25 protein-coding genes and 1 tRNA gene are annotated in these 19,737 nt (G+C 71.0%); 17 read left to right on the forward strand and 9 right to left on the reverse strand.

Annotated elements, in window-relative coordinates:
* Positions 1-60: 60 nt before the first annotated feature.
* Complete coding sequence (locus tag JUB13_RS16105; RefSeq protein WP_236024984.1) at positions 61-1,020, reverse strand: asparaginase; 960 nt, start codon at positions 1,018-1,020, stop codon at positions 61-63.
* Here JUB13_RS16105 and JUB13_RS31390 point away from each other — a divergent pair.
* On the forward strand, positions 1,003-1,290 hold the full coding sequence (locus tag JUB13_RS31390; RefSeq protein ID WP_236024985.1) for a hypothetical protein: 288 nt from the start codon (positions 1,003-1,005) through the stop codon (positions 1,288-1,290). The two genes, JUB13_RS16105 and JUB13_RS31390, sit on opposite strands and share 18 nt — an antisense overlap.
* A gap of 47 nt (positions 1,291-1,337) precedes the next feature.
* Entirely contained in the window at positions 1,338-1,913 is a 576-nt protein-coding gene (locus tag JUB13_RS16110) for an RNA methyltransferase (RefSeq protein WP_211115574.1), read from the forward strand.
* Positions 1,914-1,928: 15 nt separating this feature from the next.
* On the opposite strand, the gene JUB13_RS16115 is transcribed toward JUB13_RS16110, so the two are convergent.
* Together JUB13_RS16115 and JUB13_RS16120 are read right to left on the reverse strand one after the other, a co-directional pair.
* Positions 1,929-2,534: a class I SAM-dependent methyltransferase gene (locus JUB13_RS16115; protein WP_207480739.1), complete on the reverse strand. Its 606-nt coding sequence runs from the start codon at positions 2,532-2,534 to the stop codon at positions 1,929-1,931.
* Positions 2,535-2,570: 36 nt separating this feature from the next.
* Entirely contained in the window at positions 2,571-2,990 is a 420-nt protein-coding gene (locus tag JUB13_RS16120) for a winged helix-turn-helix transcriptional regulator (RefSeq protein WP_236024986.1), read from the reverse strand.
* 101 nt (positions 2,991-3,091) lie between these two features.
* Here JUB13_RS16120 and JUB13_RS16125 point away from each other — a divergent pair, with 101 nt between their 5' ends.
* Positions 3,092-4,024, forward strand: a complete 933-nt coding sequence (locus JUB13_RS16125; protein ID WP_207480741.1) for an NmrA/HSCARG family protein — start codon at positions 3,092-3,094, stop codon at positions 4,022-4,024.
* Positions 4,025-4,052: 28 nt separating this feature from the next.
* On the opposite strand, the gene JUB13_RS16130 is transcribed toward JUB13_RS16125, so the two are convergent.
* Complete coding sequence (locus JUB13_RS16130) at positions 4,053-4,736, reverse strand: ChrR family anti-sigma-E factor (protein ID WP_207480743.1); 684 nt, start codon at positions 4,734-4,736, stop codon at positions 4,053-4,055.
* Between the two features lie 44 nt (positions 4,737-4,780).
* Entirely contained in the window at positions 4,781-5,344 is a 564-nt protein-coding gene (locus JUB13_RS16135; protein ID WP_207480745.1) for a sigma-70 family RNA polymerase sigma factor, read from the reverse strand.
* A 152-nt stretch (positions 5,345-5,496) separates the two neighbouring features.
* On the opposite strand from JUB13_RS16135, the gene JUB13_RS16140 reads away from it, so the two are divergent.
* The 9 genes from JUB13_RS16140 (at position 5,497) to JUB13_RS16180 (ending at position 10,774) form a co-directional block, all read left to right on the forward strand.
* Complete coding sequence (locus JUB13_RS16140) at positions 5,497-6,072, forward strand: invasion associated locus B family protein (protein ID WP_207480747.1); 576 nt, start codon at positions 5,497-5,499, stop codon at positions 6,070-6,072.
* Between the two features lie 52 nt (positions 6,073-6,124).
* Positions 6,125-7,294, forward strand: a complete 1,170-nt coding sequence (gene rlmN, locus JUB13_RS16145) for a 23S rRNA (adenine(2503)-C(2))-methyltransferase RlmN (RefSeq protein ID WP_207480749.1) — start codon at positions 6,125-6,127, stop codon at positions 7,292-7,294.
* A gap of 142 nt (positions 7,295-7,436) precedes the next feature.
* The gene (locus JUB13_RS16150; RefSeq protein ID WP_207480751.1) at positions 7,437-7,688 is read left to right on the forward strand and encodes a hypothetical protein; all 252 of its coding nucleotides are present in this window, start codon (positions 7,437-7,439) and stop codon (positions 7,686-7,688) included.
* Between the two features lie 11 nt (positions 7,689-7,699).
* Complete coding sequence (locus tag JUB13_RS16155; RefSeq protein WP_207480753.1) at positions 7,700-7,882, forward strand: PLD nuclease N-terminal domain-containing protein; 183 nt, start codon at positions 7,700-7,702, stop codon at positions 7,880-7,882.
* 192 nt (positions 7,883-8,074) lie between these two features.
* Entirely contained in the window at positions 8,075-8,302 is a 228-nt protein-coding gene (locus tag JUB13_RS16160) for a hypothetical protein (protein ID WP_207480755.1), read from the forward strand.
* A 1-nt stretch (position 8,303) separates the two neighbouring features.
* Positions 8,304-8,561: a hypothetical protein gene (locus JUB13_RS16165; protein ID WP_207480757.1), complete on the forward strand. Its 258-nt coding sequence runs from the start codon at positions 8,304-8,306 to the stop codon at positions 8,559-8,561.
* A gap of 126 nt (positions 8,562-8,687) precedes the next feature.
* Positions 8,688-8,762, forward strand: a tRNA-Thr gene (locus tag JUB13_RS16170).
* Between the two features lie 199 nt (positions 8,763-8,961).
* Complete coding sequence (locus JUB13_RS16175) at positions 8,962-9,783, forward strand: VanZ family protein (protein ID WP_207480759.1); 822 nt, start codon at positions 8,962-8,964, stop codon at positions 9,781-9,783.
* Between the two features lie 34 nt (positions 9,784-9,817).
* Positions 9,818-10,774 carry a right-handed parallel beta-helix repeat-containing protein gene (locus tag JUB13_RS16180; RefSeq protein WP_207480761.1) on the forward strand — a complete coding sequence of 319 codons (957 nt, stop codon included), beginning with the start codon at positions 9,818-9,820 and terminating at the stop codon, positions 10,772-10,774.
* 46 nt (positions 10,775-10,820) lie between these two features.
* Here the strand turns inward: JUB13_RS16180 and fosX are convergent, their stop codons facing one another.
* Positions 10,821-11,252: a FosX/FosE/FosI family fosfomycin resistance hydrolase gene (gene fosX, locus JUB13_RS16185; RefSeq protein WP_207481031.1), complete on the reverse strand. Its 432-nt coding sequence runs from the start codon at positions 11,250-11,252 to the stop codon at positions 10,821-10,823.
* A gap of 140 nt (positions 11,253-11,392) precedes the next feature.
* On the opposite strand from fosX, the gene JUB13_RS16190 reads away from it, so the two are divergent.
* A complete protein-coding gene (locus tag JUB13_RS16190) occupies positions 11,393-12,127 on the forward strand; it encodes a GDSL-type esterase/lipase family protein (protein ID WP_207480763.1) in 735 nt (244 codons plus the stop codon).
* Positions 12,128-12,177: 50 nt separating this feature from the next.
* Here the strand turns inward: JUB13_RS16190 and JUB13_RS16195 are convergent, their stop codons facing one another.
* The 3 genes from JUB13_RS16195 to JUB13_RS16205 form a co-directional block, all read right to left on the reverse strand.
* Positions 12,178-12,678, reverse strand: a complete 501-nt coding sequence (locus JUB13_RS16195; protein ID WP_207480765.1) for an RT0821/Lpp0805 family surface protein — start codon at positions 12,676-12,678, stop codon at positions 12,178-12,180.
* A 172-nt stretch (positions 12,679-12,850) separates the two neighbouring features.
* Entirely contained in the window at positions 12,851-14,179 is a 1,329-nt protein-coding gene (chrA, locus tag JUB13_RS16200; protein WP_456237113.1) for a chromate efflux transporter, read from the reverse strand.
* A 98-nt stretch (positions 14,180-14,277) separates the two neighbouring features.
* Entirely contained in the window at positions 14,278-15,270 is a 993-nt protein-coding gene (locus JUB13_RS16205) for a chromate resistance protein ChrB domain-containing protein (RefSeq protein ID WP_207480770.1), read from the reverse strand.
* 110 nt (positions 15,271-15,380) lie between these two features.
* Between JUB13_RS16205 and JUB13_RS16210 the strand changes: the two genes are divergently transcribed.
* The 4 genes from JUB13_RS16210 (at position 15,381) to JUB13_RS16225 (ending at position 19,630) form a co-directional block, all read left to right on the forward strand.
* On the forward strand, positions 15,381-16,331 hold the full coding sequence (locus JUB13_RS16210; RefSeq protein ID WP_207480772.1) for a Fe-Mn family superoxide dismutase: 951 nt from the start codon (positions 15,381-15,383) through the stop codon (positions 16,329-16,331).
* A gap of 21 nt (positions 16,332-16,352) precedes the next feature.
* Positions 16,353-16,820, forward strand: coding sequence for a chromate resistance protein ChrB domain-containing protein (locus JUB13_RS16215; RefSeq protein ID WP_207480774.1), 468 nt, complete (start codon positions 16,353-16,355; stop codon positions 16,818-16,820).
* Between the two features lie 108 nt (positions 16,821-16,928).
* Positions 16,929-18,335, forward strand: coding sequence for an MFS transporter (locus JUB13_RS16220; RefSeq protein ID WP_207480776.1), 1,407 nt, complete (start codon positions 16,929-16,931; stop codon positions 18,333-18,335).
* A 332-nt stretch (positions 18,336-18,667) separates the two neighbouring features.
* Positions 18,668-19,630: a lipid kinase gene (locus JUB13_RS16225; RefSeq protein WP_328702948.1), complete on the forward strand. Its 963-nt coding sequence runs from the start codon at positions 18,668-18,670 to the stop codon at positions 19,628-19,630.
* The last annotated feature ends 107 nt before the right edge of the window (positions 19,631-19,737 follow it).

The following is a 19,737-nucleotide window of genomic DNA, read 5'->3' on the forward strand; positions in this document are numbered from 1 at the left end:
CGCGTGACTCTGTCCCGCGTGACTCTGCTCCGCGTGCCACAGCCCGCTCCCGCGCCGGCGTCAGGCCAGCGCCGGGCGCACCTCGCCGACCTGCAGGCCGGCGCGGTTCTTCAGCGGCGTGCGCACGACGGCGTCCAGCCGCTCCCACTCGGCATCCGAGATCAGGCCGACGGCGCGCAGCACGCCCGCGGCCGCGATGCCGGGCGCGCGGCTGGCGCCGTCCTCGACCTTCAGGGCGAGGCCCAGCCCGTGCTCGGGGACCACGACGCACATCACGCCTTCGGCCCCGCCCTTGACCAGCAGCCGGCCGTCCAGCGCCTGCATGAAGCGGGTGTCGAAGCTCTCGGTCCCGCCGACCAGCAGGGGGTGCCGGCCCCAGGCCGTGCGCAGGCGCGTCACGGCCTCGGCGCGATGGTCCGGCAGGCCGCTGGGATCGGCGACGCGCGCCATGGAGAAGGCGAGGTTGCCCAGCGGCATGGCCACCGTCGGGATGCCGCAGCCGTCGACGCCCCAGGGCGCCTCGCCCAGGCCGAGCCCGGCCATCTGCTCCATCACGCCCAGGATCCGCTGCTGAACGGCGTGCTCGCGCCGGATGTAGCCCTGGATCGGCTCGCCCATGTGGCGCGCCGTGGTCAGCATGCCCGCATGTTTGCCCGAGCAGTTGTTGTGCAGCGTCGAGGGCTCCTCGCCCGCGCGCAGCATGCGCCGCTCCTCTTCGGGGTTGTAGGGCAGGTGCCGGCCGCATTCGAGGTCGTCGGGCGAGCAGCCGATGCGGTGCAGCCAGGCGCCCACGGTGCGCACATGCACGGGCTCGCCGCTGTGCGAGGCGCAGGCCAGGGCCAGCTCCTCCTCGCCGAGGCCGAAGGTATCGGCGGCGCCGGTCTCGACCAGCGGGATCGCCTGGATCGACTTGATGGCCGAGCGCGGGTAGACGAGCTGCTCGAAATCGCCCCAGGCGCGCAGCACCCGGCCTTGGGTGTCGACGATGCAGGCAGCGGCGCGGTGGCGCGATTCCACCATCTCGCCGCGCGTCACCTCGACCAGGACGGGGGCGGCGTCCTCGCCGACATGGGCGTGGCCATGGTGATGGTGGCCGTGGCCATGGTCGTGCCCATGGTCGTGGCCGCAGCAGCCGCCGTGCCCGTGATCATGGTCATGCCCATGACCGTGCTGGTGGTCATGGTCATGACCATGGCCGTGGTGATTGTGCCCGTGGCCCGCGTCGCGCCCGTGATCGTGCGGCATCATGCCCCCGCTGGCTCCGGGCAGCCCCGGGCAGCTCCTGAGTGAGATCGGGGATACTTGCCCTGTCGTCCGCGGCGGTGCAAGGTCCGCCGATGATTCGCGGCTATTTCGCCATTGGCGCCGAGGGCACCAGCAAGATGCTGAACCTCGGGAACCTCGTGCGCTCGGCGCATGCCTTCGGGGCCAGCTTCGCCTTCACCGTCGGCAGCGGCCTCGACCTGCGGCAGCTCCGCGTCTCGGACACCTCCGAGGCGGCGCTGCATCTGCCGGTCTACGCCTTCGACGACCCGGGCGCGCTGCGCCTTCCCGAGGGTTGCGCGCTGGTCGGCGTCGAGCTGCTGGACGAGGCGGTGGAGCTGCCGAGCTTCCGGCATCCGCTGCGCGCGGCCTATGTCCTGGGGCCCGAGCAGGGCAGCCTGTCGCCCGCCCTGGTCGAGCGCTGCGACTTCGTCGTGAAGATCCCGACGCGCTTCTGCGTGAACCTCGGCGTCGCCGGCGCGCTCGTGATGTACGACCGCATGATCAGCCTCGGCCGCTTCGCCGAGCGCCCGGTGCGCCCGGGCGGCCCGCATCCCGGACCCGAGCGCGGCCGCACCTACAGCCGCAGCCGCCAGCGCATGCGCCTGCGCAAGGGCGCGGCCGGGCCCGAAGGCGCCGGCCCGGCCTGAGGGCGTGACCGACGGTCACGACATCGCGAATGCGAGCCAGGTCCAACGGACGCCGCCTGAGCGGTTGGCTGCCTGAACGGACCCCGCTTCGCGCCGGCGTACCAGCGAGAAGCCGCGCTCCCTCGCAGCTCCGATCGTCTCGTCGGGCGCCGCATCGAAGACGCGGCGATCCGGGGTGGCTGGCCCATGTCGAAGCGACATCACCAGGAGCCCGCCCGGCGCCGTCAGGCCGGCGAGCGCCTGGATGGCCTCGGGCCGTCGCGCGTGGTCCAGATGGTGCCAGACGGCCGATAGCAGGACGCAGTCGAACCGTCCGTGGCGGGACAGCTTTCCCAGGCCCGGAAGGCTGTCGTCCACCCACTCGATCGCGGTGGAACCGTGCAGGGCCAGGCCGGCCCGTCGAAATGCGCGAACCGGCTCGACCGCCACGACGACGTGCCCCTTGCTCGCCATCCATGCCGCGTCCCTGCCGGTCCCGGCACCGATGTCGGCGACGCGGGATGGGGCGTCGGGCAAGAGATCGAGAACAGGCTCATAGAGCTGCAGCGGCGAGATCGCCTCGTAACGATCGATGAGATCGGGCGTGGCTGCGGCCTCATATCCCTTGAGCACGTCGTTCATGCCGCTCGGCTCCGTGATCCGCGCAAGGGGGCGATTCTAGGTTCCGTCCGCCCCGGGCTCCCCGCGGGAATCATAGGCCGCGCGCGCGGCCTCGATCGACGGCCAGTTGGACCGGATCCAGGCCGTGAAGCCTTCGAGGGCCGGCAGCATGCTCCGGCCCATCTCCGTCAGCGCGTATTCGACGCGGGGCGGCACCTCGGGAAAGTAGTGGCGCGTCAGCAGCCCGTCCCGCTCGAGGTTGCGCAGCGTCAGGGTCAGCATGCGCTGCGAGATGCCCCGGATCCCGCGCCGGAGGTCGGAGAAGCGCAGCTGGTTGCCCGGCGCCAGCGACAGGAGGGACATGACCAGGATCGTCCACTTGTCCCCCAGACGCGCCAGCACGTCGTGGGGCGCGCACGGCGTCAGGACCGGGCCGCGGCCGGTCATCGCGTAGGGCCGTCCATGGATCTCGGCCAAGGTTACCCTCCTGTGCCTGGGGCACGGATTTGTGCCGTCTTGCGGGCGATTCCTAATGGGCTAGTTTCGTAACCGTCAATGGTTACTAATGGATACCTACGATGTCCGTTCAGGATGGGGTCGTGCTGGTGCTGGGGGCGACGGGCCAGCAGGGGGGATCGGTCGCGGCGGCCCTCGCGGCCGAGGGGTGGCGGGTGCGGGCGCTGGTGCGCGATCCCGCATCCGCCAAGGTGCGTGCGCTGGCAGCCACGCTGGCGCCCAATCGGATCGAGGTGGTCCCGGGCGATCTCGGCGACGCCGCGTCGCTGCGCGCGGCGATGAAGGGCGCCTACGGGGTCTTCAGCGTCCAGCCGAGCTCGGGGCAGGGGGCGGCCCATGGCGTCAGCGACGCGGACGAGGTCCGCTACGGCAGGGCCGTGGCCGATGCTGCGGCCGAGGCGGGGGTTGGACATCTCGTCTACAGCTCGGCCAATGCCGCGGGGGCGGAGAGGACCGGCATCGCGCATTTCGACACCAAGAGCGAGATCGAGGCCCATATCCGCGGCCTGGCCGTGGCGAGCACGATCGTGCGGCCGAGCGCATTCATGGAGATCCTGCTGCTGCCCGGCCTCGGCCTCAACGAGGGGCGCCACCGCTTCCTGATGCGACCTGACCAGGCCATGCAGGTCATCGCGGTGGCGGATATCGGCCGGATCGTCGCCGGCATCCTGGCGGACCGCGAGCGTTTCCGCGGCAGGACGTTCGAGATCGCCGGGGACAGCGTGTCCGGCAATATGCTGGCCGAGAAGTTCAGCCGTGCGGCGGGGTGCCCCATCGTCTACGAGAGGTTCCCCGATGCGCTCCTGGAGGACGACCCCCTCCTCGGCGGGCTCGCGAGGCTGCTGGACGGGGGGCGTCTCGCAGGTGCAGCCGACATCCCCGCCCTGCGGCGGGAGTTCCCGGGCATGCTGAGCATGGACGCGTGGCTTGCCGGGCCGGGGAAGGCGGCGTTCGAGCGGGCGCTGCGCACGGGCGGCGGGCTCGCGCTCCGCTGAGCCGGCGGCTGGATCGGCAGGCTGGCGCTCAGAGCTTCACGAAGCGGTTCAGCCAGCGGCCGATGGGGCCGGTCAGGCGCAACGGCCCATCCAGCACGGCCAGGCAGATGCAGGGCCGCTCCGGCTCGGCCGCGGGGGAATGGTCGATCCCGCCATCGGCAAAGGAGACGTCGCCGCGCCCGAAGCGCATGCCGCGGTCGCGGACGGCGCCCTCCAGGACCAGCAGCATCTCGGACCGGCCATGGGTGTGGCGCGGAACCACGACGCCCGGGGCGATGCGGTAGAGGCAGGCCTTGAAGTCCGTGCGCGCGACCGGCAGAACGTGCTCCTCGATCCCGCCGATGACGCGGCGCCAGGCGATCGTATCGGGATCGCCGCCGGCATAGCTGCGCAGCGGCTCCGGCAACAGGGGCGCGGGCCGCGGCGGTGTGGCCGGCGCGGCCGTCACGGTCGCCCGGGGGGTGCGGGGCGGCGGTTCCAGCGCCGCCGGGTCGTCCAGGCGGGCGAGCACCGCGTCAAGCGCCTCGGCCCCCAGCGGCGCGGGCGAGAGCTCCTCAAGCAGCACGCCGCCCAGCGCCTCGAAGGCGCTGACGCGGTGCCGGCATTCCGGGCAGAGGGCGAGATGGGTCGCAACAAGCAGGGCCGGCGCCTCGGCCAGGCTGCCGGCGGCATAGTCCATCAGCATCTCCTCGCTAGGGTGATGGCTCGGCATCTGTGCCTTTCTCCGACCTTCGATAGCGATCTAGTCCAATGCGGCTATTCGTCGACCAGCGTCCTGCGCAGCCGCCCCAGGGCAAGGCGCAGGCGGGACTTCACCGTACCCAGGGGCAGCCCCGTCCGCTCGGCGATGGCGCTGTGCGGCTGGTCCTCGTAATACGCCAAGCGCAGCAGCTCGGATTGCTCGCCGGGCAGCCCTGCGATCGCGGCATGGAGCCGGGCGGTGTCCTGGGAAGTCTCGATCGCCCGGTCGGCCGCTTCGGGCGCGCCGGGTACCAGCGCCGGGTCCGATGGGTCGATCTCGGGCCGGGCCTCGCGCCGCAGACCGTCGATGCGCCGGTTGCGCGCGATGGTGAAGATCCAGGTGGCCGCCGAGGCCTGGGCAGGGTCGAAGTCCCCGGCCCGCCGCCAGACCGTCAGCATCACCTCCTGGACCAGCTCGTCGGCCAGCGCCCCTTCGGCGCCCAGGCGCGTCAGATAGGCCTTCAGGCGTGGCGCGAAATGGCGGAACAGGGCCGAGAAGGCCGCGCGGTCACCCCCGCGCGCGACCGCGAGCAGCAGATCGTTGGGCGCCCGGCCTTCGTCCGATCGGGTGTCTGACATCGTTCCGGCCACGCTGCAGCATCCGGCCCGCGGGCGGATCCCCGGCGCATGTTTGCCCGATCCCGAGCGCGAAGGCCAGCCTGCCGCGGTCTGGAAATCCCCGGCCGGTCGATATAGTGTGCGCCGTCCGATCACGCCGCCCCCTCCGGAAGATGAGCCCGCGCCAGCCCGCCAACCGACCGGCCGCCCGTCCGGCCCTTCGCCTCCGTCCGCTCGCCGCGCCCTTCGCGGCGGCGCTCCTCGCGACCTTCCTGGCCGCTGCGGGCCCGGCGGCTGCCCAGGAGCCCAAGTCGCTCGGCACCTCCCGCGACTGGGCCGCCCTGGCGCTCGACGAGGGCAGCAGGAAGACCTGCTACATCGTCTCGCAGCCCAAGAACCAGGAGGGCAACTTCACGCGCCGCGGCCAGCCCTTCCTGATGGTCACGCACCGGCCTTCGGAGAAGAGCCTGGACGTGGTCAGCGTCCTCGCGGGCTACAGCTTCCAGCCCGGGAGCGAGGTGACGATCCAGGTCGGTAACCAGAACTTCCGTCTCTTCACCGACGGCGACAGCGCCTGGGCCCGCGACGACAGCACCGACCGCCAGCTCGTCCAGGCCATGCGCGGCGGCCAGACGGCCGTGGTGCGCGGCACCTCGAGCCGCGGGACGAAGACGACGGACACCTACAGCCTCGCCGGCTTCAGCGCGTCCTACCAGGCGATAAACCAGGCCTGCGGCGTGAAGCGCTAGCGCTCGCAGAATCCCTTTGACAGCGCCGGGGCGGGCTCCCATTTCTGCGCGCATGGGAGCCCTCAGCCATGCCGGCGTCTTCGCGCCGCCCGCCAACGACGCGGACGGCCGCCGCGACATCGTCGGCCTCGACCGCACCGAACTGACCGACCTTCTCGTCGAGCTCGGCCTCGAAGCCTTCCGCGCGCGCCAAGTCTGGCACTGGATCTACCATCGCGGCGCGACCGACTTCGAGACCATGACGACGCTGGCCAGGCCCGTGCGCCAGCGCCTGGCCGAGAGCCTGACCATCGGCCGTCCGGGCGTCAGCCGCGACCTCCAGTCCGAGGACGGCACGCGGAAATGGCTGCTGCGCATGCGCGACGGCCAGGAGTTCGAAACCGTCCACATCCCCGAGGAGGACCGCGGGACGCTCTGCGTGTCCTCCCAGGTCGGCTGCACGCTGACCTGCCGCTTCTGCCACACCGGCACGCAGCGCCTGGTGCGGAACCTGGAGGCCGGCGAGATCGTGGGCCAGGTCATGATGGCGCGCGACGCCATCGGGGAGTGGCCGGCGCCGAAGGACGGCCGCCTGCTGTCCAACATCGTGATGATGGGCATGGGCGAGCCGCTCTACAATTACGAGAACGTGGCCAAGGCGCTGCGCATCGTGATGGACGGCGAGGGGATCGCGATCTCAAAGCGCCGCATCACGCTCTCGACCTCGGGCGTCGTCCCGATGATGAAGCGCTGCGGCGAAGAGCTCGGCGTCAACCTCGCGGTCAGCCTGCATGCCGTCACCGACGAGCTGCGCGACCGCATCGTGCCGATCAACCGCAAGTACCCCCTGGCCGAGCTGCTGGAGGCCTGCCGGACCTATCCCGGCCTCTCGAACGCCCGCCGCATCACCTTCGAGTACGTGATGCTGAAGGGCGTGAACGACAGCGCGGCGGACGCCCGGGAACTGGTCCGCCTGCTGCGCGGGATCCCTGCCAAGATCAACCTGATCCCCTTCAATCCCTGGCCCGGCGCGCCGTTCGAGCGCTCGGACTGGAAGCAGATCGAGCGCTTCGCCGACCTCGTGAATGCCGCCGGCTATGCGAGCCCGGTCCGCACGCCGCGCGGCGAGGACATCATGGCGGCCTGCGGTCAGCTGAAGTCGGACAGCATGCGCCTCTCGGCAGCCGAGCGCGCGGCAATGGCTGCGGTCATTGCTGAAAAGGAAGCCGCCCAGGCGCTCTGAGGTGGTGGGCTTGCCAGGCAAGCCCACCGCTTTAGCTCTTTAGCTCTACTTCATTCGCTTTCTTGACCGGTGGAACCCGTTTCGTCCGCGGCGTGTTGTTCTTGCGGAAGCACGATGACGTGAACGGAAACGGAGCTTTTCAATGACCGGTTCTACTCTCTTCCGCCGTCTTGCCCTTGCCGGCGCCCTGGGCGTCTCGGCGATCGCGCTGACGGCCTGCGGGGACGACGACCTGGCCGACAACGACACCGCGATCGAGCGCGACGCCGAGGGCCTGGCCGAGGGCGCGGGCGAAGCCATGGAGGACGCGGGCGACGCGGCCGACGACATGGCCGAACGGGCCGGCGAGGCGCTCGAGGATGCGGGCGATGCCGCCCGCGACGAGACCCGCTGACGGAGCGGACCATGGAAGTGATCCTCGGGCTCGTGGTTCTCGCCCTCGACATCTGGGCGATCATGAACATCGTCTCGAGCCCGGCCACGACGGGCGCCAAGATCCTGTGGGCGCTGCTGATCGTGATCATGCCGATCCTCGGCTTCATCATCTGGCTGGTGGCCGGACCGCGCCGCGCGGTGGCCGCACTCTGAGATCCGGCCGGGGCGGACCCGACATCCGCCCCGGCCGACCCATCCCGTCGGGGCCATGTCATCTGTTCTTCGCCCAAGCCCTTCCCCAAGGCGGGGGCTTCGGCCTCCGCGGCGCCCGGCCAAATGCCGCTCGACGGAATCGCGCCGATCCTGTTTCCTGCCCATCCGACGGATGGCCCGCGACGGTGCGACGTGAGCGATACCCTTCTCCTGAGCCTCTCCTGGGTGCTGCCCGGGATCCTGACCTTCTGGCCGGCGCGGCGGATCTTCCTGCGCGCCGGGCTGCCCGGCGGCTATGGCGCGCTCGTCCTGATCCCGCAGATCGGCATCCTGCTGGCGCTGGTTGTCCTGGTCGCCAAGCGCTGGCCGACCATGCCGCCGGCTCCGCCCGTCCGCCAGCCCAAGCAGAGGGTGGTCTGAGATGGAGCCGTCCTCCTCCGCCGCGCCCTGGCTCGCGCCGATCCTGCAGCTTCCCGAATGGGTCGCGCTGCTGATCGTGGGCCTTTACGTGATGGCGAAGGTCGGTCTTGCCGGCTTCGTGATCGCCCGGACCGGCCGCAGCCCGCTCTGGGCGCTGGTGCTGGTGTTCCCGCTGCTCGAGATCGCGGGCGTGTGGGCGCTGGCCTACGGGACCTGGCCCCGCTACGAGCGGGCGGCGCGGGACGTGCCGCCGTCCTGAGGGGCCGCTCTGGGCCCTGGACGGGGTCCGAACCGAGCCGTGGAGCATCGCCGGCGCTTGATCCCGCTGCCGAAGCGCTGTAGCTTCCGGCCTCCCGGGCGTCCTCGGCCGTCCAGGGACCAGGGCGCCGGCTTAGCTCAGTGGTAGAGCATCCGCTTCGTAAGCGGCAGGTCGTCAGTTCAAATCTGACAGCCGGCACCACCCTCCCGACCCATTCGGACCGAGCGCCTCCGAGCGGGCGCATCCCTGGAAACCGCCGTGCCCGCCGGCCCCGCGCAACCGTCCTGCGCCGGCCCACGGGATATGAGTGCCCCGCCAGGGCGAAGCGGCGATCCTTTCGCCACGATTGATCCCGGCCCGGGGCCGGGGACATTGGGCAGGCGTACGGAACGGAGCGGCGATGCTTCCCCTCTGGTGGCTCTATCTCGCCTTCACGGCCTACGGGTCCTTCTATCCCTTCGATTTCTGCGTTTCCGCCGAATGCATTGCCGCGGTGCAGGTCCAGGGCTTCGTTCCCTTCGCGCAGTCCAAGACCGACATCCTGGCCAACATTGCGCTGTTCGTGCCGGCGGGAATGCTGGCCGTCTGGCTCGCGCGGCGCAACGGGGAGGGGCCGTCGGCACCGCGGGCGGCACGCCTCCTGCTCGTGGCGCTGGGCTGGGCAGTGGCCCTTCAGGGCGTGCAGTTCCTCTTGCCCGACCGGGTGCCGAGCCTGGGCGACATCGTCTGGAACGCGCTGGGGCTTCTCGCCGGCGCGTCCGCGGCCCGTCGGACCGGGCCGCCGGCCTGGATCGACATCGATTGGTGGCGCAGGTGGCTCGACCGGCGCCGGGCCGCCCTTCTCGCGGCCGCCCTCGCCTGGCCGGCCGCGCGGCTGGCGCCCTTCGCCCCGACCTCCGAGATCTCGGAGATCCGCGCCAATATCGGCCGCGTCCTGTTCCGCCCGGACCTCTCGGCGACGGAGCTGGGCCTGGCCGCGGCCGGCTTCCTTGCGACGCTCTGGGCGGCCGAGGCGCTGGGGTTGCCGCGCCGGTTCTGCCTGCTGGCCGTGCCGGCTGTGCTGGTGGCCCAGGCCTTCCTGCCCGGCCGCGCGATCCAGGCCTGGGACGTCGCGGGCGGGGTGGCGGCGCTGCTCCTCTGGGTGCTTCTGACGCGCCTCGGCCTGTCCGGGCGGGGCACCCAGCTTTCCCGCCTCCCCGCAAGTCCTGCCGAGCGGCCATGATCGTCCCATCCGCGCGAAAGGAGGAGGGTCCGCGATGCCGGTGCTGCTGGGAATGGGAATGCGGGGGCTCGCCTGCGCCGCGGCCCTGGCGGCCATCCTGGGCGCCGCCATGGGATCGGCGGGGACGGCCAGGGCGGAAACCCTGCGCGTCGGGCCCGACCGGCCGCTGAAGGCACCGAGCGAGGCGGCGCGCGTCGCCAGGGACGGCGACCGTGTCGAGATCGAGCCCGGCGAGTACTTCGACTGCGCGGTCTGGACCCAGAACCGCTTGCAGATCGTGGGGACAGGCCCCGGCGTCGTCCTGACCGACCGGACCTGCGAGGGCAAGGCGATCTTCGTGATCCGCGGGACGGACGCGCGCATCCAGGGCATCACCTTCACCCGGGCGCGGGTGCCGGACGGCAACGGCGCCGGGATCCGCGCGGAGGGACGGAACCTGACCGTCGAGGAGTCGCGCTTCGTGAACAACGAAAACGGGATCCTGACCTCCGCCGATCCCGAAAGCACGGTCGTGATCCGGCGCAGCGAGTTCGCGCGCAACGGAAGCTGCGAGAAGGACTGCGCCCACGGCATCTACGTGAACACCGCGCGGCTGCTGCGCATCGAGGATTCCACCTTCCGCGAGACCAAGACGGCGCACCACGTGAAGTCGCGCGCCCTGCGGACCGAGATCCTGGGCACCACCATCGAGGACGGCGACGCCGGCACCTCCAGCTATCTCGTCGACATCCCCAACGGCGGCTCGCTCGTGATCGCCGACAGCACGCTGCAGAAGGGGCCGAAGACCAGCAACCGGCGCGCCGCCGTGATGATCGGCGCGGAGGGCGTGACCCAGCCGACGCGCGAGATCACCGTCCGCGGCAGCCGGTTCGACGGGGCTGGCCGCGCGGCCGGCTTCATCGTGAACATGACCGCGACCGAGGCTGTTCTGGCCGGGAACAGCATTCGCGGGGTCGAGCGCGCGCTGATCGGCGACGGCATGGTCCAGTAGGGCCCGGAGCGGCACCACCGCTGCCGGGGGCCGGCGCGGGCGGCCGCTACCGGCCTTGGGCGTAGCGCGCCAGGCGCTCGGCGAGCGTCCCCGTGTGCAGCTCGAACAGGTGGTTGTCGTGATCGTGGAAGTAGATCGAGCGGCCTTCGCCGGCGACGCGCGCACGGCCCTCCCGGAAGTCCAGGCCGAGCGCGGCGATCCGGGCGCGGCAGCGCTCGTAGTCCGCCTCGGCGATCTTGAAGGCGACGTGGTTGTAGGTCCGGCTCGGCAGGGGCTCGCCCTCCATGGCCGCGATCCACACGCCGCCCGCGAGATAGAAGCGCTCCCGGGACAGCGAGAAGGTGGCATCGCCGCTGTCGAAGACCTTCCGGGCGCCGAGCACCGCGACCAGGATCCGCTCCATGCGGTCGAGGTCCCGCACCACGAAGGTCAAATGGCTCAGCCCCTCGACCGTGTTCTCGGCCGCCCCCTCGACCATGCCCTCGGCCACGTCCTTGCCCATGGCTGGATCCATGCTCCGCCCCGCTCCCCTGTCCGGTGGGCGGCCAGCATAGCGCAGCCGGGCCACGGAGTACGGCCGGGCCACGGCGCGTGGCCGGGCCAAGACGCGTGGCCGGCATGACGAAAACCGGCCGGCGCTGGCTGCTCGGGATCGGGGCCGCCTATCTCCTCGCGCTGCATGCGGCGCTGGTGCTGAGCTTCGATCGCCAGGACCTGAACCCCCTGCTGCGCCGCGCCGGCCTTCGCCCCATCCCGGCGCCCGAGTTCGACCGGTTCCATGCGAGCATGAGGGCCATGCTGCGCCGCGTGGATTCGGTCGCGGGTCCCGGCCGGGTGGTCTTTCTCGGGGCGAGCACGCTGCACGGGCTGGATGCGGCGGCGGTGGCGCCGGACGCCCTGAACCTCGCCATCGGCGGCGACACGACGCTGCGGTTGCTGACGCGCCTGGGCGACTACCGGTCTCTTCCGACGGCCTCTGCGGTGGTCCTGCTGGTCGGGCTGAACGACCTGACCTACCGCACGCCCGAGGAGGCGGGAGAGCTGTTCGGCCGGATCCTGGAGCGGCTGCCGCCAGTGCCCTTGGTCGCCGGGGCCGTCCTGCCGGTCGACGAGGCCGCGGCCTGGCCGCGCAATGCCGACATCCGGCGTCTGAATGCGGCGATACGCGCGCATTGCGCGCGGCGCCCGGACTGCGTTTTCGTGGATCCGGGGCCGCAGCTCGCGGACGCAGCGGGCAATCTCGCGCCGCGGTTCCGCCAGCACGATGGGATCCATCTCACGGCCGAAGGCTACAGGGTGCTGATCGGCGCCCTGCGCGAAGGCCTTGCGTCGGCGCGCGGGCGCCCGTCCTGAGCCGTCCTGGATAGAGGCCCTGGATGATGGCCGCCCGCGCGCCCCGCGGGTCAGCTCACGATGCGCCAGGTTCCGTCGGGCTGCTGGCAGGCGGTGCCGGTGGCCTGCTCGATCCGGCCGCCCACGTTGATCGTCTGAGCGAACTCGCGGCAGTACTCGCCGGTCTGGGTGCGCCCCTCGCGCGTGGGGGTCACCGTTCCCGCGGCGCCGGTCTCCGGGTTGTTCCACTGGATGGTCTGGCCGATCGGGGCCGCATAGGCCTGCTGGGTCGCAGTCTCGGCGCGGGCCACGTCGGTCCGCTCGAGCGACTTGCCGACCTCGCTGCCCAGGAAGGCGCCCAGCAGCGTGCCGGCGCCAACCGCGACCAGCTTGCCCGTGCCGCCGCCGAAACGCGACCCGGCGAGACCGCCCAGGATCGCGCCGCCGACGGCGCCGGTGGTCTGGCTGGTGCCCAGCCCCGTGCCGCTGCCCGTCGAACCGTAGCCGCCGCCCTGCTGGGCGCAGGCGGACAGGCTCGCGATCAGGGCCAGGGCGATGACAGGCTTCTTCATGATATCCTCGAATTCGTCTCGTCTTGGGGGATTCGTCCCGGTCGGGTCTCGCGGGCGAGAACAGCGGGACGCCCGAGCGGTTCCTGCGGTTCCGGCCCGCTCCAAGCTTGTCACGGCGCGGACGGTGGAATCCTGCGGAGCGGAAATGGGCCCGCAGAAGGCCGCGGTCAACTCAGGCGGCCGTGGCCGCCAGCCACCAGGCCATGCCGAGCCCGGCGCAAAGGGCGAGCGTCGGCACCATCCCGAGCCTGAACCGGAAGACCGCCAGCACGGCGATGGCGGTCAAGGCGAGGGCGGGAACATTCACCGACCACGGGACGGGAACGTCCAGCGCCATGCCGAGCGCACGCAGCTCGACCACCTCGCGGAAGAGGACGTGCAGCGCGAACCAGATCGCCAGGTTCAGGATGACGCCGACCACGGCCGCGGTGATCGCCGTCAGCGCGCCGCCCAGGGCGCGGTTGCCTCGAAGGGCCTCGACGAAGGGCGCGCCAAGGAAGATCCACAGGAAGCACGGCACGAACGTCACCCAGGTCGTCAGCAGGCCGCCGAGCGTACCCGCCAGCAGCGGCGGCATCATGCCGGGGTCGCGGAATGCGCCCATGAAGCCGACGAACTGGGTCACCATGATCAGCGGGCCGGGCGTGGTCTCGGCCATGCCCAGGCCGTCCAGCATCTCGCCGGGCCGGAGCCAGCCATAGTGCTCGACCGCCTGCTGCGCGACATAGGCCAGCACGGCATAGGCGCCGCCGAAGGTGACGACGGCCATCTTCGAGAAGAAGACGGCGATCTGGCTGAACACGTTGCCCGTGCCCAGCATCAGCAGCAGCGCGGCGACCGGGCCGAGCCACAGGACCAGGAGGAAGCCCCCGATCCCGAGCGACCATGCGAGCGTCGGCCGCGCATGCGCGGGAGGCGCCTCTCCGAGCAGGCTGTCGGCGTCCGCCACCACGTGCCCGCTCGCCTTTGCGTGGCCGCCGCCGACCATGAAGGACCGGAGCCCCATGCGCCCGCCGGCGAAGCCGATCGCGCCCGCCGTCAGGATGATCAGCGGGAACGGCACGGCGAAGGCGAAGATCGCAACGAAGGCGGCCGCCGCGAGCCCGATCATGATCCGGTTCTTCAGCGCGCGTCTGCCGATGCGGAACACGGCCTCCAGAACGATCGCGAGGACCGCGGCCTTCAGCCCGAAGAAGAGGCCCTGGACGATGCCGACATTGCCGAGTGCGGCGTAGATCCAGCTGAGCGCCATGATGGCGACGAGGCCGGGCAGGACGAACAGGATGCCAGCGATCAGCCCGCCACGTGTCCGGTGCATCAGCCACCCGATGTAGACGGCCAGCTGCTGAGCCTCCGGTCCCGGCAGCAGCATGCAGTAGTTCAGGGCGTGCAGGAATCGCTCCTCGCCGATCCATCGCTTCTCCTCGACGACGATGCGGTGCATGACCGCGATCTGCCCGGCCGGGCCGCCGAAGCTGAGCGCCGCAACCCGCGCCCACACGCGAAACGCCTCGCCGAGGCTCACTCCGTGCGTGCCGTCCTTCGCCCTAGATACAGCTGTAGCAGTAGTGGTGTCCGCCGAGCTCATCCGGCCTCTCCTCAGTCGCGCTTCCTACGGAAGTACTCGTAGAGGTCGTCGAGGGCCGACGCCCCGCGCTCGAGCCGCCGGGCGTCGTCCTCCGTCGCCGCAGCGATTCCCGCGACCAGCGTCCTGATTCCCGCGGCCTCCTCGCGCCCGAACTTACCGTCCTTCAGGTCGATGTCGTGGACGATCTCGCCGATCGCCTGGAGAGCGCGGTCGGGCTCGCAAAGCCTCGCCAGCAGGACCTCGAAGGTGCAGTGGTCGCCCTCGTGCGTGTACTCGGCCTCGAACATGTCGAAGCGGATTTCGCCCGGCTCGGGGGCGTAGCCCTTGTCGGGGACGAACTTGAAGCGTGCGTCCGGATCGATGAAGCGGCGGATCAGCCAGGCCGATGCGATCCGGTCGACATGGACGCCCCTTCGGGTCACCCAGGTCCGGCCGCGCGGCTTCTCCTGCTCGACGGGCATCCTTACCTCCGTGTCCTGTCTCTCCTCCGCGTCGGCGAGCCGGCGCTCCGTCCCCGAGAGAAGCCCTTCCACGGTTTCCCGGCCGTTGGCCCCGAAGAAATCGATCCCGACGATCTCGGCCAGGCGCCGCCGGAGCCGGGCCAACTGGGCCCGCATCTCGGGGACGCGGGCCCGCCATAGCTCCGGATCGGGCGCGACCGCCTCCGCGACGGAGCGCGCCTCCGCTGCCAGGGCCGCGTAGTCGGCATCGCGGGCCCTGTCGAACAGGGCCCTGACCTGCTGGTCGGTGAGGCCGTCCACGAGCCTGGCCTCGAAGATCGTCGCGTCCCCTCCGCCCTCCCGGATCTCGCGCAGGAGCCATTGGAAGTCCTCCCGGGTGTCAGGATTCGACGGCAGGGCGTAGAGCGACGCCTTGATCGCCACCGCGCCGAGATCCTGCAGACGGCGCCAGACCTTCACGCGGAGATAGGCGGGCTTGGGTGGCAGCTGATGCGCCAGCAGGAGCCATGTCGGGCGGTCCCCGGGATCCTCGGATCTCGTCATCTGATAACTGTATCTTCGTAATTGACTCTGTGCAACAGGTGTATCAAACATAATGGCGAGGCCTGACGGTGTCGAAAAGCGCCGGCGGGTCGCGGACCGGGAGACGCGCCATGCGCCACGAAGTCCTGCCGCTGCCGTTCAAGCCGCCTCGGCTGGACGGCCTGTCCGAGCGCCTGCTCGCCAGCCACTACGAGAACAACTACGGCGGCGCCGTCCGGCGCCTGAATGCCATCGAAGACGAGCTCGCCCGCATCGAATGGGCTTCCGTCCCAGGCTTCGTCGTCAACGGACTCAAGCGCGAGGAGTTGATCGCGTTCAATTCGATGGCGCTGCACGAGGCGTATTTCGACGCCCTCGGCGGCAGCGGCGATGCCGGCGGCGATCTGGCGGTCGCCCTCGAGCGCGACTTCGGCTCGGTGCAGCTGTGGCGCCAGGAATTCACCGCCATGGGCAAGGCGCTCGGCGGCGGCTCGGGCTGGGTGCTGCTGACCCTGTCCGAAAGGGAAGGCCGGCTCCGCAACCACTGGGCCGCCGACCACACGCACACCCCGGCCGATGGGCATGTCGTCCTTGCGCTCGACATGTACGAGCACGCCTATCACATCGACTTCGGCGCCAATGCCGGGGCCTATGTCGACGCCTTCATGCGCAACGTCCATTGGGGCCGCGTGGCCGACCGGCACCGGCGGGCCGTCAGGGTCGCGGCGGTCCCTGGCCATCAGGCTCCGGCTGCCTCCGAGGTCCCGGCGATCACCGTCGCCGAGGCGCGGCGGGCCGTCGAGAATGGAGACGTCCTCGTCCTCGACGTGCGCCATCAGGAGGACTTCGATGCATGGCCGGACATGCTGCCAGGAGCCGTGCACCACGACGCCCGCCTTCTGGACCAGTGGGTGGACGGAATCCCGAGGGACCGCAGCATCGTCGTGCACTGCGCCTACGGCTTCGACATCGGCCACGATGCCGGAGTCGCGCTCCGGCGCCGGGGCTTCGACGTCCGCGTCCTCTCCGGCGGCATCTCGACATGGCGCGCCATGGGCGCGCCCACCGTGCCCAAGGCCTGAACCCCCGCAAGGAGCCCCGCCATGAAGTGGGTCACCCGCGAACGCCCCAAGATCGACCGGATCGCCTGCCCCTGGCTGATCGCCCGCTTCGTCGACGAGCGGCCTGAATTCCTCTACGTGCCCAGCGAGCGCGTGCTGGCCGTGGCCGAGGAGACCGGCGCCATCCCCTACGACATCCCCGGCGTGGAGCTCAGCCACGTCGGCGAACTCTGCAGCTTCGACGCCTTCCTTGCGAAATACGGGCTGGACGACCCGGCCCTTCGCCAGGTGGCCGTCATCGTGCGCGGCGCCGACACCGCCCGGATGGACCTGGCGCCACAGTCGGCAGGGCTCTTCGCGATCTCGCTCGGGCTTTCGGCCAATTTCCTCGACGACCACGAGATGCTCGGCCACGGCATGGTCATGTACGATGCCCTCTACGCCTGGTGCCGGGAATGCCAGGGCGAGACGCACAGCTGGCCGCCCGGGGACCGCGCCGCCCTCACCTGAAGACGCGCCTTATCGCGAGGCGAAGGGTGAGCCGCAGGTGTTGAAGGAGATCAGCAGGCATGTCCGAGCCGCCCCGACAGGGCGCTCCGCCTATCCCGAGGGGCCGTCATGCTCTCTCCTTTGTCGAACCGGACATACCGGCATCTCTTCGGCGCGCAGCTGATTGCCCTGGTCGGGACGGGCCTGCTCACGGTGGCCCTGGGCCTGCTCGCCTACGATCTGGCCGGGGCCGATGCGGGTGCCGTCCTGGGCACCGCTCTGGCGATCAAGATGGTCGTCTATGTCGGGGTCGCGCCGGTCCTCGGCGCCTTTGCCGACCGGCTGCCCCGGCGCGCGTTCCTGGTCGCCATGGACCTCGTCCGAGCGGTCATCGCGCTGTGCCTGCCGTTCGTGACCGAGGTCTGGCAGGTCTACATCCTGATCTTCATGCTCCAGTCCGCCTCCGCCGCCTTCACGCCGACCTTCCAGGCCACGATCCCGGACGTGCTGCCGGACGAGGCGGAGTATACCAAGGCGCTCTCCCTGGCCCGGCTGGCCTATGACCTGGAGAGCCTCGCCAGCCCGACCCTGGCGGCGGCCCTGCTCGCCTTCGTCAGCTACCACGACCTCTTCGCGGGGACGGTGCTCGGCTTCCTGGGCTCGGCGCTCCTGGTGGCGGGTGTCGGGCTCCCCGCCCCGAAGCCCTCCGACCTCCGCGGCGGCATCTACGACCGGACGACCCGCGGCATCCGGATCTACCTGAAGACGCCACGCCTGCGCGGCCTCCTGGCGCTCAATGGCGCGGTGGCGGCGGCCGGCGCCATGGTCATCGTCAATACGGTCGTGCTGGTCCGGGGCGTCCTGGGCGGAACGGACTCCGATGTCGCCGTGGTCCTGGCCGCCTACGGGGCCGGATCCATGACGGTGGCGCTCCTGCTCCCCCGCCTGCTCGGGCGCCTGTCAGACCGCCCGGTCATGCTGGCTGGTGCATGGCTGCTGGCTGCCGGTACGCTGGTCATGGCAGCCATTCTTGGCGGCGGCCTGCCCAAGGGCCTGACGGCGGCCCTGCCGTTGCTGCTGCCCGTGTGGTTCGCGCTGGGTGCGGCGAACTCGGCTGTCCTGACGCCGTCGGGGCGGCTGCTTCGGCGGTCCGCCCATGCCGAGGACCGTCCGGCGGTCTTTGCGGCCCAGTTCGCCCTGAGCCACGCATGCTGGCTGGTGGCGTATCCGCTCGCCGGGTGGCTGGGATCGGGGGCGGGGCTCGGCACCGCCTTTGCCGTCCTGGGCGCGCTGGCCGCCGCATCGACGGTGCTGGCGGCGCGGACTTGGCCGACCGGCGATCCTGTCGAGGTGGCGCATGTCCACGCCCCGTTCTCGCACGAGCACCTTCACGTGCATGACGAGCATCACCAGCACGAGCACGAGGGCTGGGAAGGACCGGAGCCGCACGCCCATCCCCATCGGCATGGGGCGTTGCGCCACACCCATGCGCTGGTCATCGACGGGCACCATGTGGAGTGGCCGAGAGCGGGCTGAGGCGGCGAGGGGAGATTTTGGCGGGGGCCTCGAACGAGAGACGACGGGTCACAGTCCCGCCGGAGCAAGCTCGCCCCCGCCAAACCGGGTGTTCGCTGAAAAAGGTTAGTACCACCAACGACAGGACCTGTCCACCCGATATACCTCCGTAAGTCCGGTCGCCTGTTCCTCAAAGTTCTATTGCCCCTGGCAGCGGCGCGCTGTGACGGGCGCCACATCCCCCACCTTCGTCCGGGCCCTAGCCCTGGCCCTGGCGCGCCGCATCCCCATGTCTGGGGCGCGGAGGGCGGTGGGCCCCACGCCCCCGCAGGTGAGCTGAAGACGAGGATGGCGTGAGCGAAGCGAACATGGCTGATGCCGGGATCTCCCCGCGCAGGTGCCTGCTGATGGTCAATGCCAAGGCCCGCAGCGGGCGGTGCGACGTGGAGGCGATCCGGAACGTCCTGCAGGAGCATGGGCTCAGCGTCCGCGTCGCCGCGACCGGCGGGCGCGACGAGATGGGCGACGTGATCCGCGCCCATGCGGCAGACACCGACCTGCTGATCGTCGGCGGCGGCGACGGCACCATCAACGCGGCGGCCCCCGCCCTGATGGAGACGGGACTGCCGCTCGGGATCCTGCCGCTGGGGACCGCCAACGACCTGGCGCGCACCCTGGGCATCCCGCTCGACCCGCTCCAGGCGGCCGAGGTCGCGGCGACGGGGCGGCTGCGCCGGATCGACGTGGGCGAGGTCAACGGGGTGCCGTTCTTCAACGTCGCCAGCATCGGCCTCAGCGTGGAGCTCGCCCGCGAGCTGACGCGGGAGATGAAGCGGCGGTGGGGCGTGCTCGGCTACGGGATCGCGGCTCTGCGAGTCCTGCGCCGCATGAACCCCTTCACGGCCTGGATCAACGTCAACGGCGAGGTCCACCGGGTCAAATCCGTCCAGGTCGGCGTCGGCAACGGACGGCACTATGGCGGGGGGCTGACGGTCGAGGAGAACGCCGCGCCGGACGATGGCCGGCTCGACGTCTACAGCATCGACGTCCAGGGCTGGTGGGAGCTGCCGGCGCTCTATCCTGCCTTCCGCAAGGGCACCCACGGGCGCTGGGACGCCGTCCACACCTGGGACTGCACCGAGGTCGAGATCGTGACGCGCCGCTCCATGCCCGTGAACACCGACGGCGAGATCACGACCTTCACCCCGGCGCGCTTCACCGTCCATCCCGGGGCCGTGCTGATCGCCTGCCCGCTCCCGGCGTCCGGCGCCGAGGCGGTGCCCTCCGACGCGGAGACCCGGCCGGCCGCTGCCTGATTCTCGGACAGTTGCGTCGAACCGTGCTTGAGCACACGGATTGGCCGCCGGCTAAATCCGGCGCATCTTCCGCGAATCCTCAAAGGATCCGATGGCTCGCCACTTGC

Source organism: Arenibaculum pallidiluteum (assembly GCF_017355985.1).
GTDB classification, from domain to species: Bacteria; Pseudomonadota; Alphaproteobacteria; order Azospirillales; family Azospirillaceae; genus Arenibaculum; species Arenibaculum pallidiluteum.

Excerpts from the sequence above, each read along its gene's own strand:
- JUB13_RS16130 (WP_207480743.1), bottom strand. The coding sequence starts at position 4,736 with ATGCCGAGCCATCACCCTAGCGAGGAGATGCTGATGGACTATGCCGCC.
- JUB13_RS16110 (WP_211115574.1), top strand. The coding sequence starts at position 1,338 with ATGATTCGCGGCTATTTCGCCATTGGCGCCGAGGGCACCAGCAAGATG.
- JUB13_RS16105 (WP_236024984.1), bottom strand. The coding sequence starts at position 1,020 with ATGGTGGAATCGCGCCACCGCGCCGCTGCCTGCATCGTCGACACCCAA.
- JUB13_RS16175 (WP_207480759.1), top strand. The coding sequence starts at position 8,962 with ATGCTTCCCCTCTGGTGGCTCTATCTCGCCTTCACGGCCTACGGGTCC.
- JUB13_RS16125 (WP_207480741.1), top strand. The coding sequence starts at position 3,092 with ATGTCCGTTCAGGATGGGGTCGTGCTGGTGCTGGGGGCGACGGGCCAG.
- JUB13_RS16180 (WP_207480761.1), top strand. The coding sequence starts at position 9,818 with ATGCCGGTGCTGCTGGGAATGGGAATGCGGGGGCTCGCCTGCGCCGCG.
- JUB13_RS16115 (WP_207480739.1), bottom strand. The coding sequence starts at position 2,534 with ATGAACGACGTGCTCAAGGGATATGAGGCCGCAGCCACGCCCGATCTC.
- JUB13_RS16150 (WP_207480751.1), top strand. The coding sequence starts at position 7,437 with ATGACCGGTTCTACTCTCTTCCGCCGTCTTGCCCTTGCCGGCGCCCTG.
- JUB13_RS16155 (WP_207480753.1), top strand. The coding sequence starts at position 7,700 with ATGGAAGTGATCCTCGGGCTCGTGGTTCTCGCCCTCGACATCTGGGCG.
- rlmN (WP_207480749.1), top strand. The coding sequence starts at position 6,125 with ATGGGAGCCCTCAGCCATGCCGGCGTCTTCGCGCCGCCCGCCAACGAC.
- JUB13_RS16190 (WP_207480763.1), top strand. The coding sequence starts at position 11,393 with ATGACGAAAACCGGCCGGCGCTGGCTGCTCGGGATCGGGGCCGCCTAT.
- JUB13_RS16220 (WP_207480776.1), top strand. The coding sequence starts at position 16,929 with ATGCTCTCTCCTTTGTCGAACCGGACATACCGGCATCTCTTCGGCGCG.
- fosX (WP_207481031.1), bottom strand. The coding sequence starts at position 11,252 with ATGGTCGAGGGGGCGGCCGAGAACACGGTCGAGGGGCTGAGCCATTTG.
- JUB13_RS16195 (WP_207480765.1), bottom strand. The coding sequence starts at position 12,678 with ATGAAGAAGCCTGTCATCGCCCTGGCCCTGATCGCGAGCCTGTCCGCC.
- JUB13_RS16205 (WP_207480770.1), bottom strand. The coding sequence starts at position 15,270 with ATGACGAGATCCGAGGATCCCGGGGACCGCCCGACATGGCTCCTGCTG.
- JUB13_RS16135 (WP_207480745.1), bottom strand. The coding sequence starts at position 5,344 with ATGTCAGACACCCGATCGGACGAAGGCCGGGCGCCCAACGATCTGCTG.
- JUB13_RS16140 (WP_207480747.1), top strand. The coding sequence starts at position 5,497 with ATGAGCCCGCGCCAGCCCGCCAACCGACCGGCCGCCCGTCCGGCCCTT.
- JUB13_RS16215 (WP_207480774.1), top strand. The coding sequence starts at position 16,353 with ATGAAGTGGGTCACCCGCGAACGCCCCAAGATCGACCGGATCGCCTGC.
- JUB13_RS16210 (WP_207480772.1), top strand. The coding sequence starts at position 15,381 with ATGCGCCACGAAGTCCTGCCGCTGCCGTTCAAGCCGCCTCGGCTGGAC.
- JUB13_RS16165 (WP_207480757.1), top strand. The coding sequence starts at position 8,304 with ATGGAGCCGTCCTCCTCCGCCGCGCCCTGGCTCGCGCCGATCCTGCAG.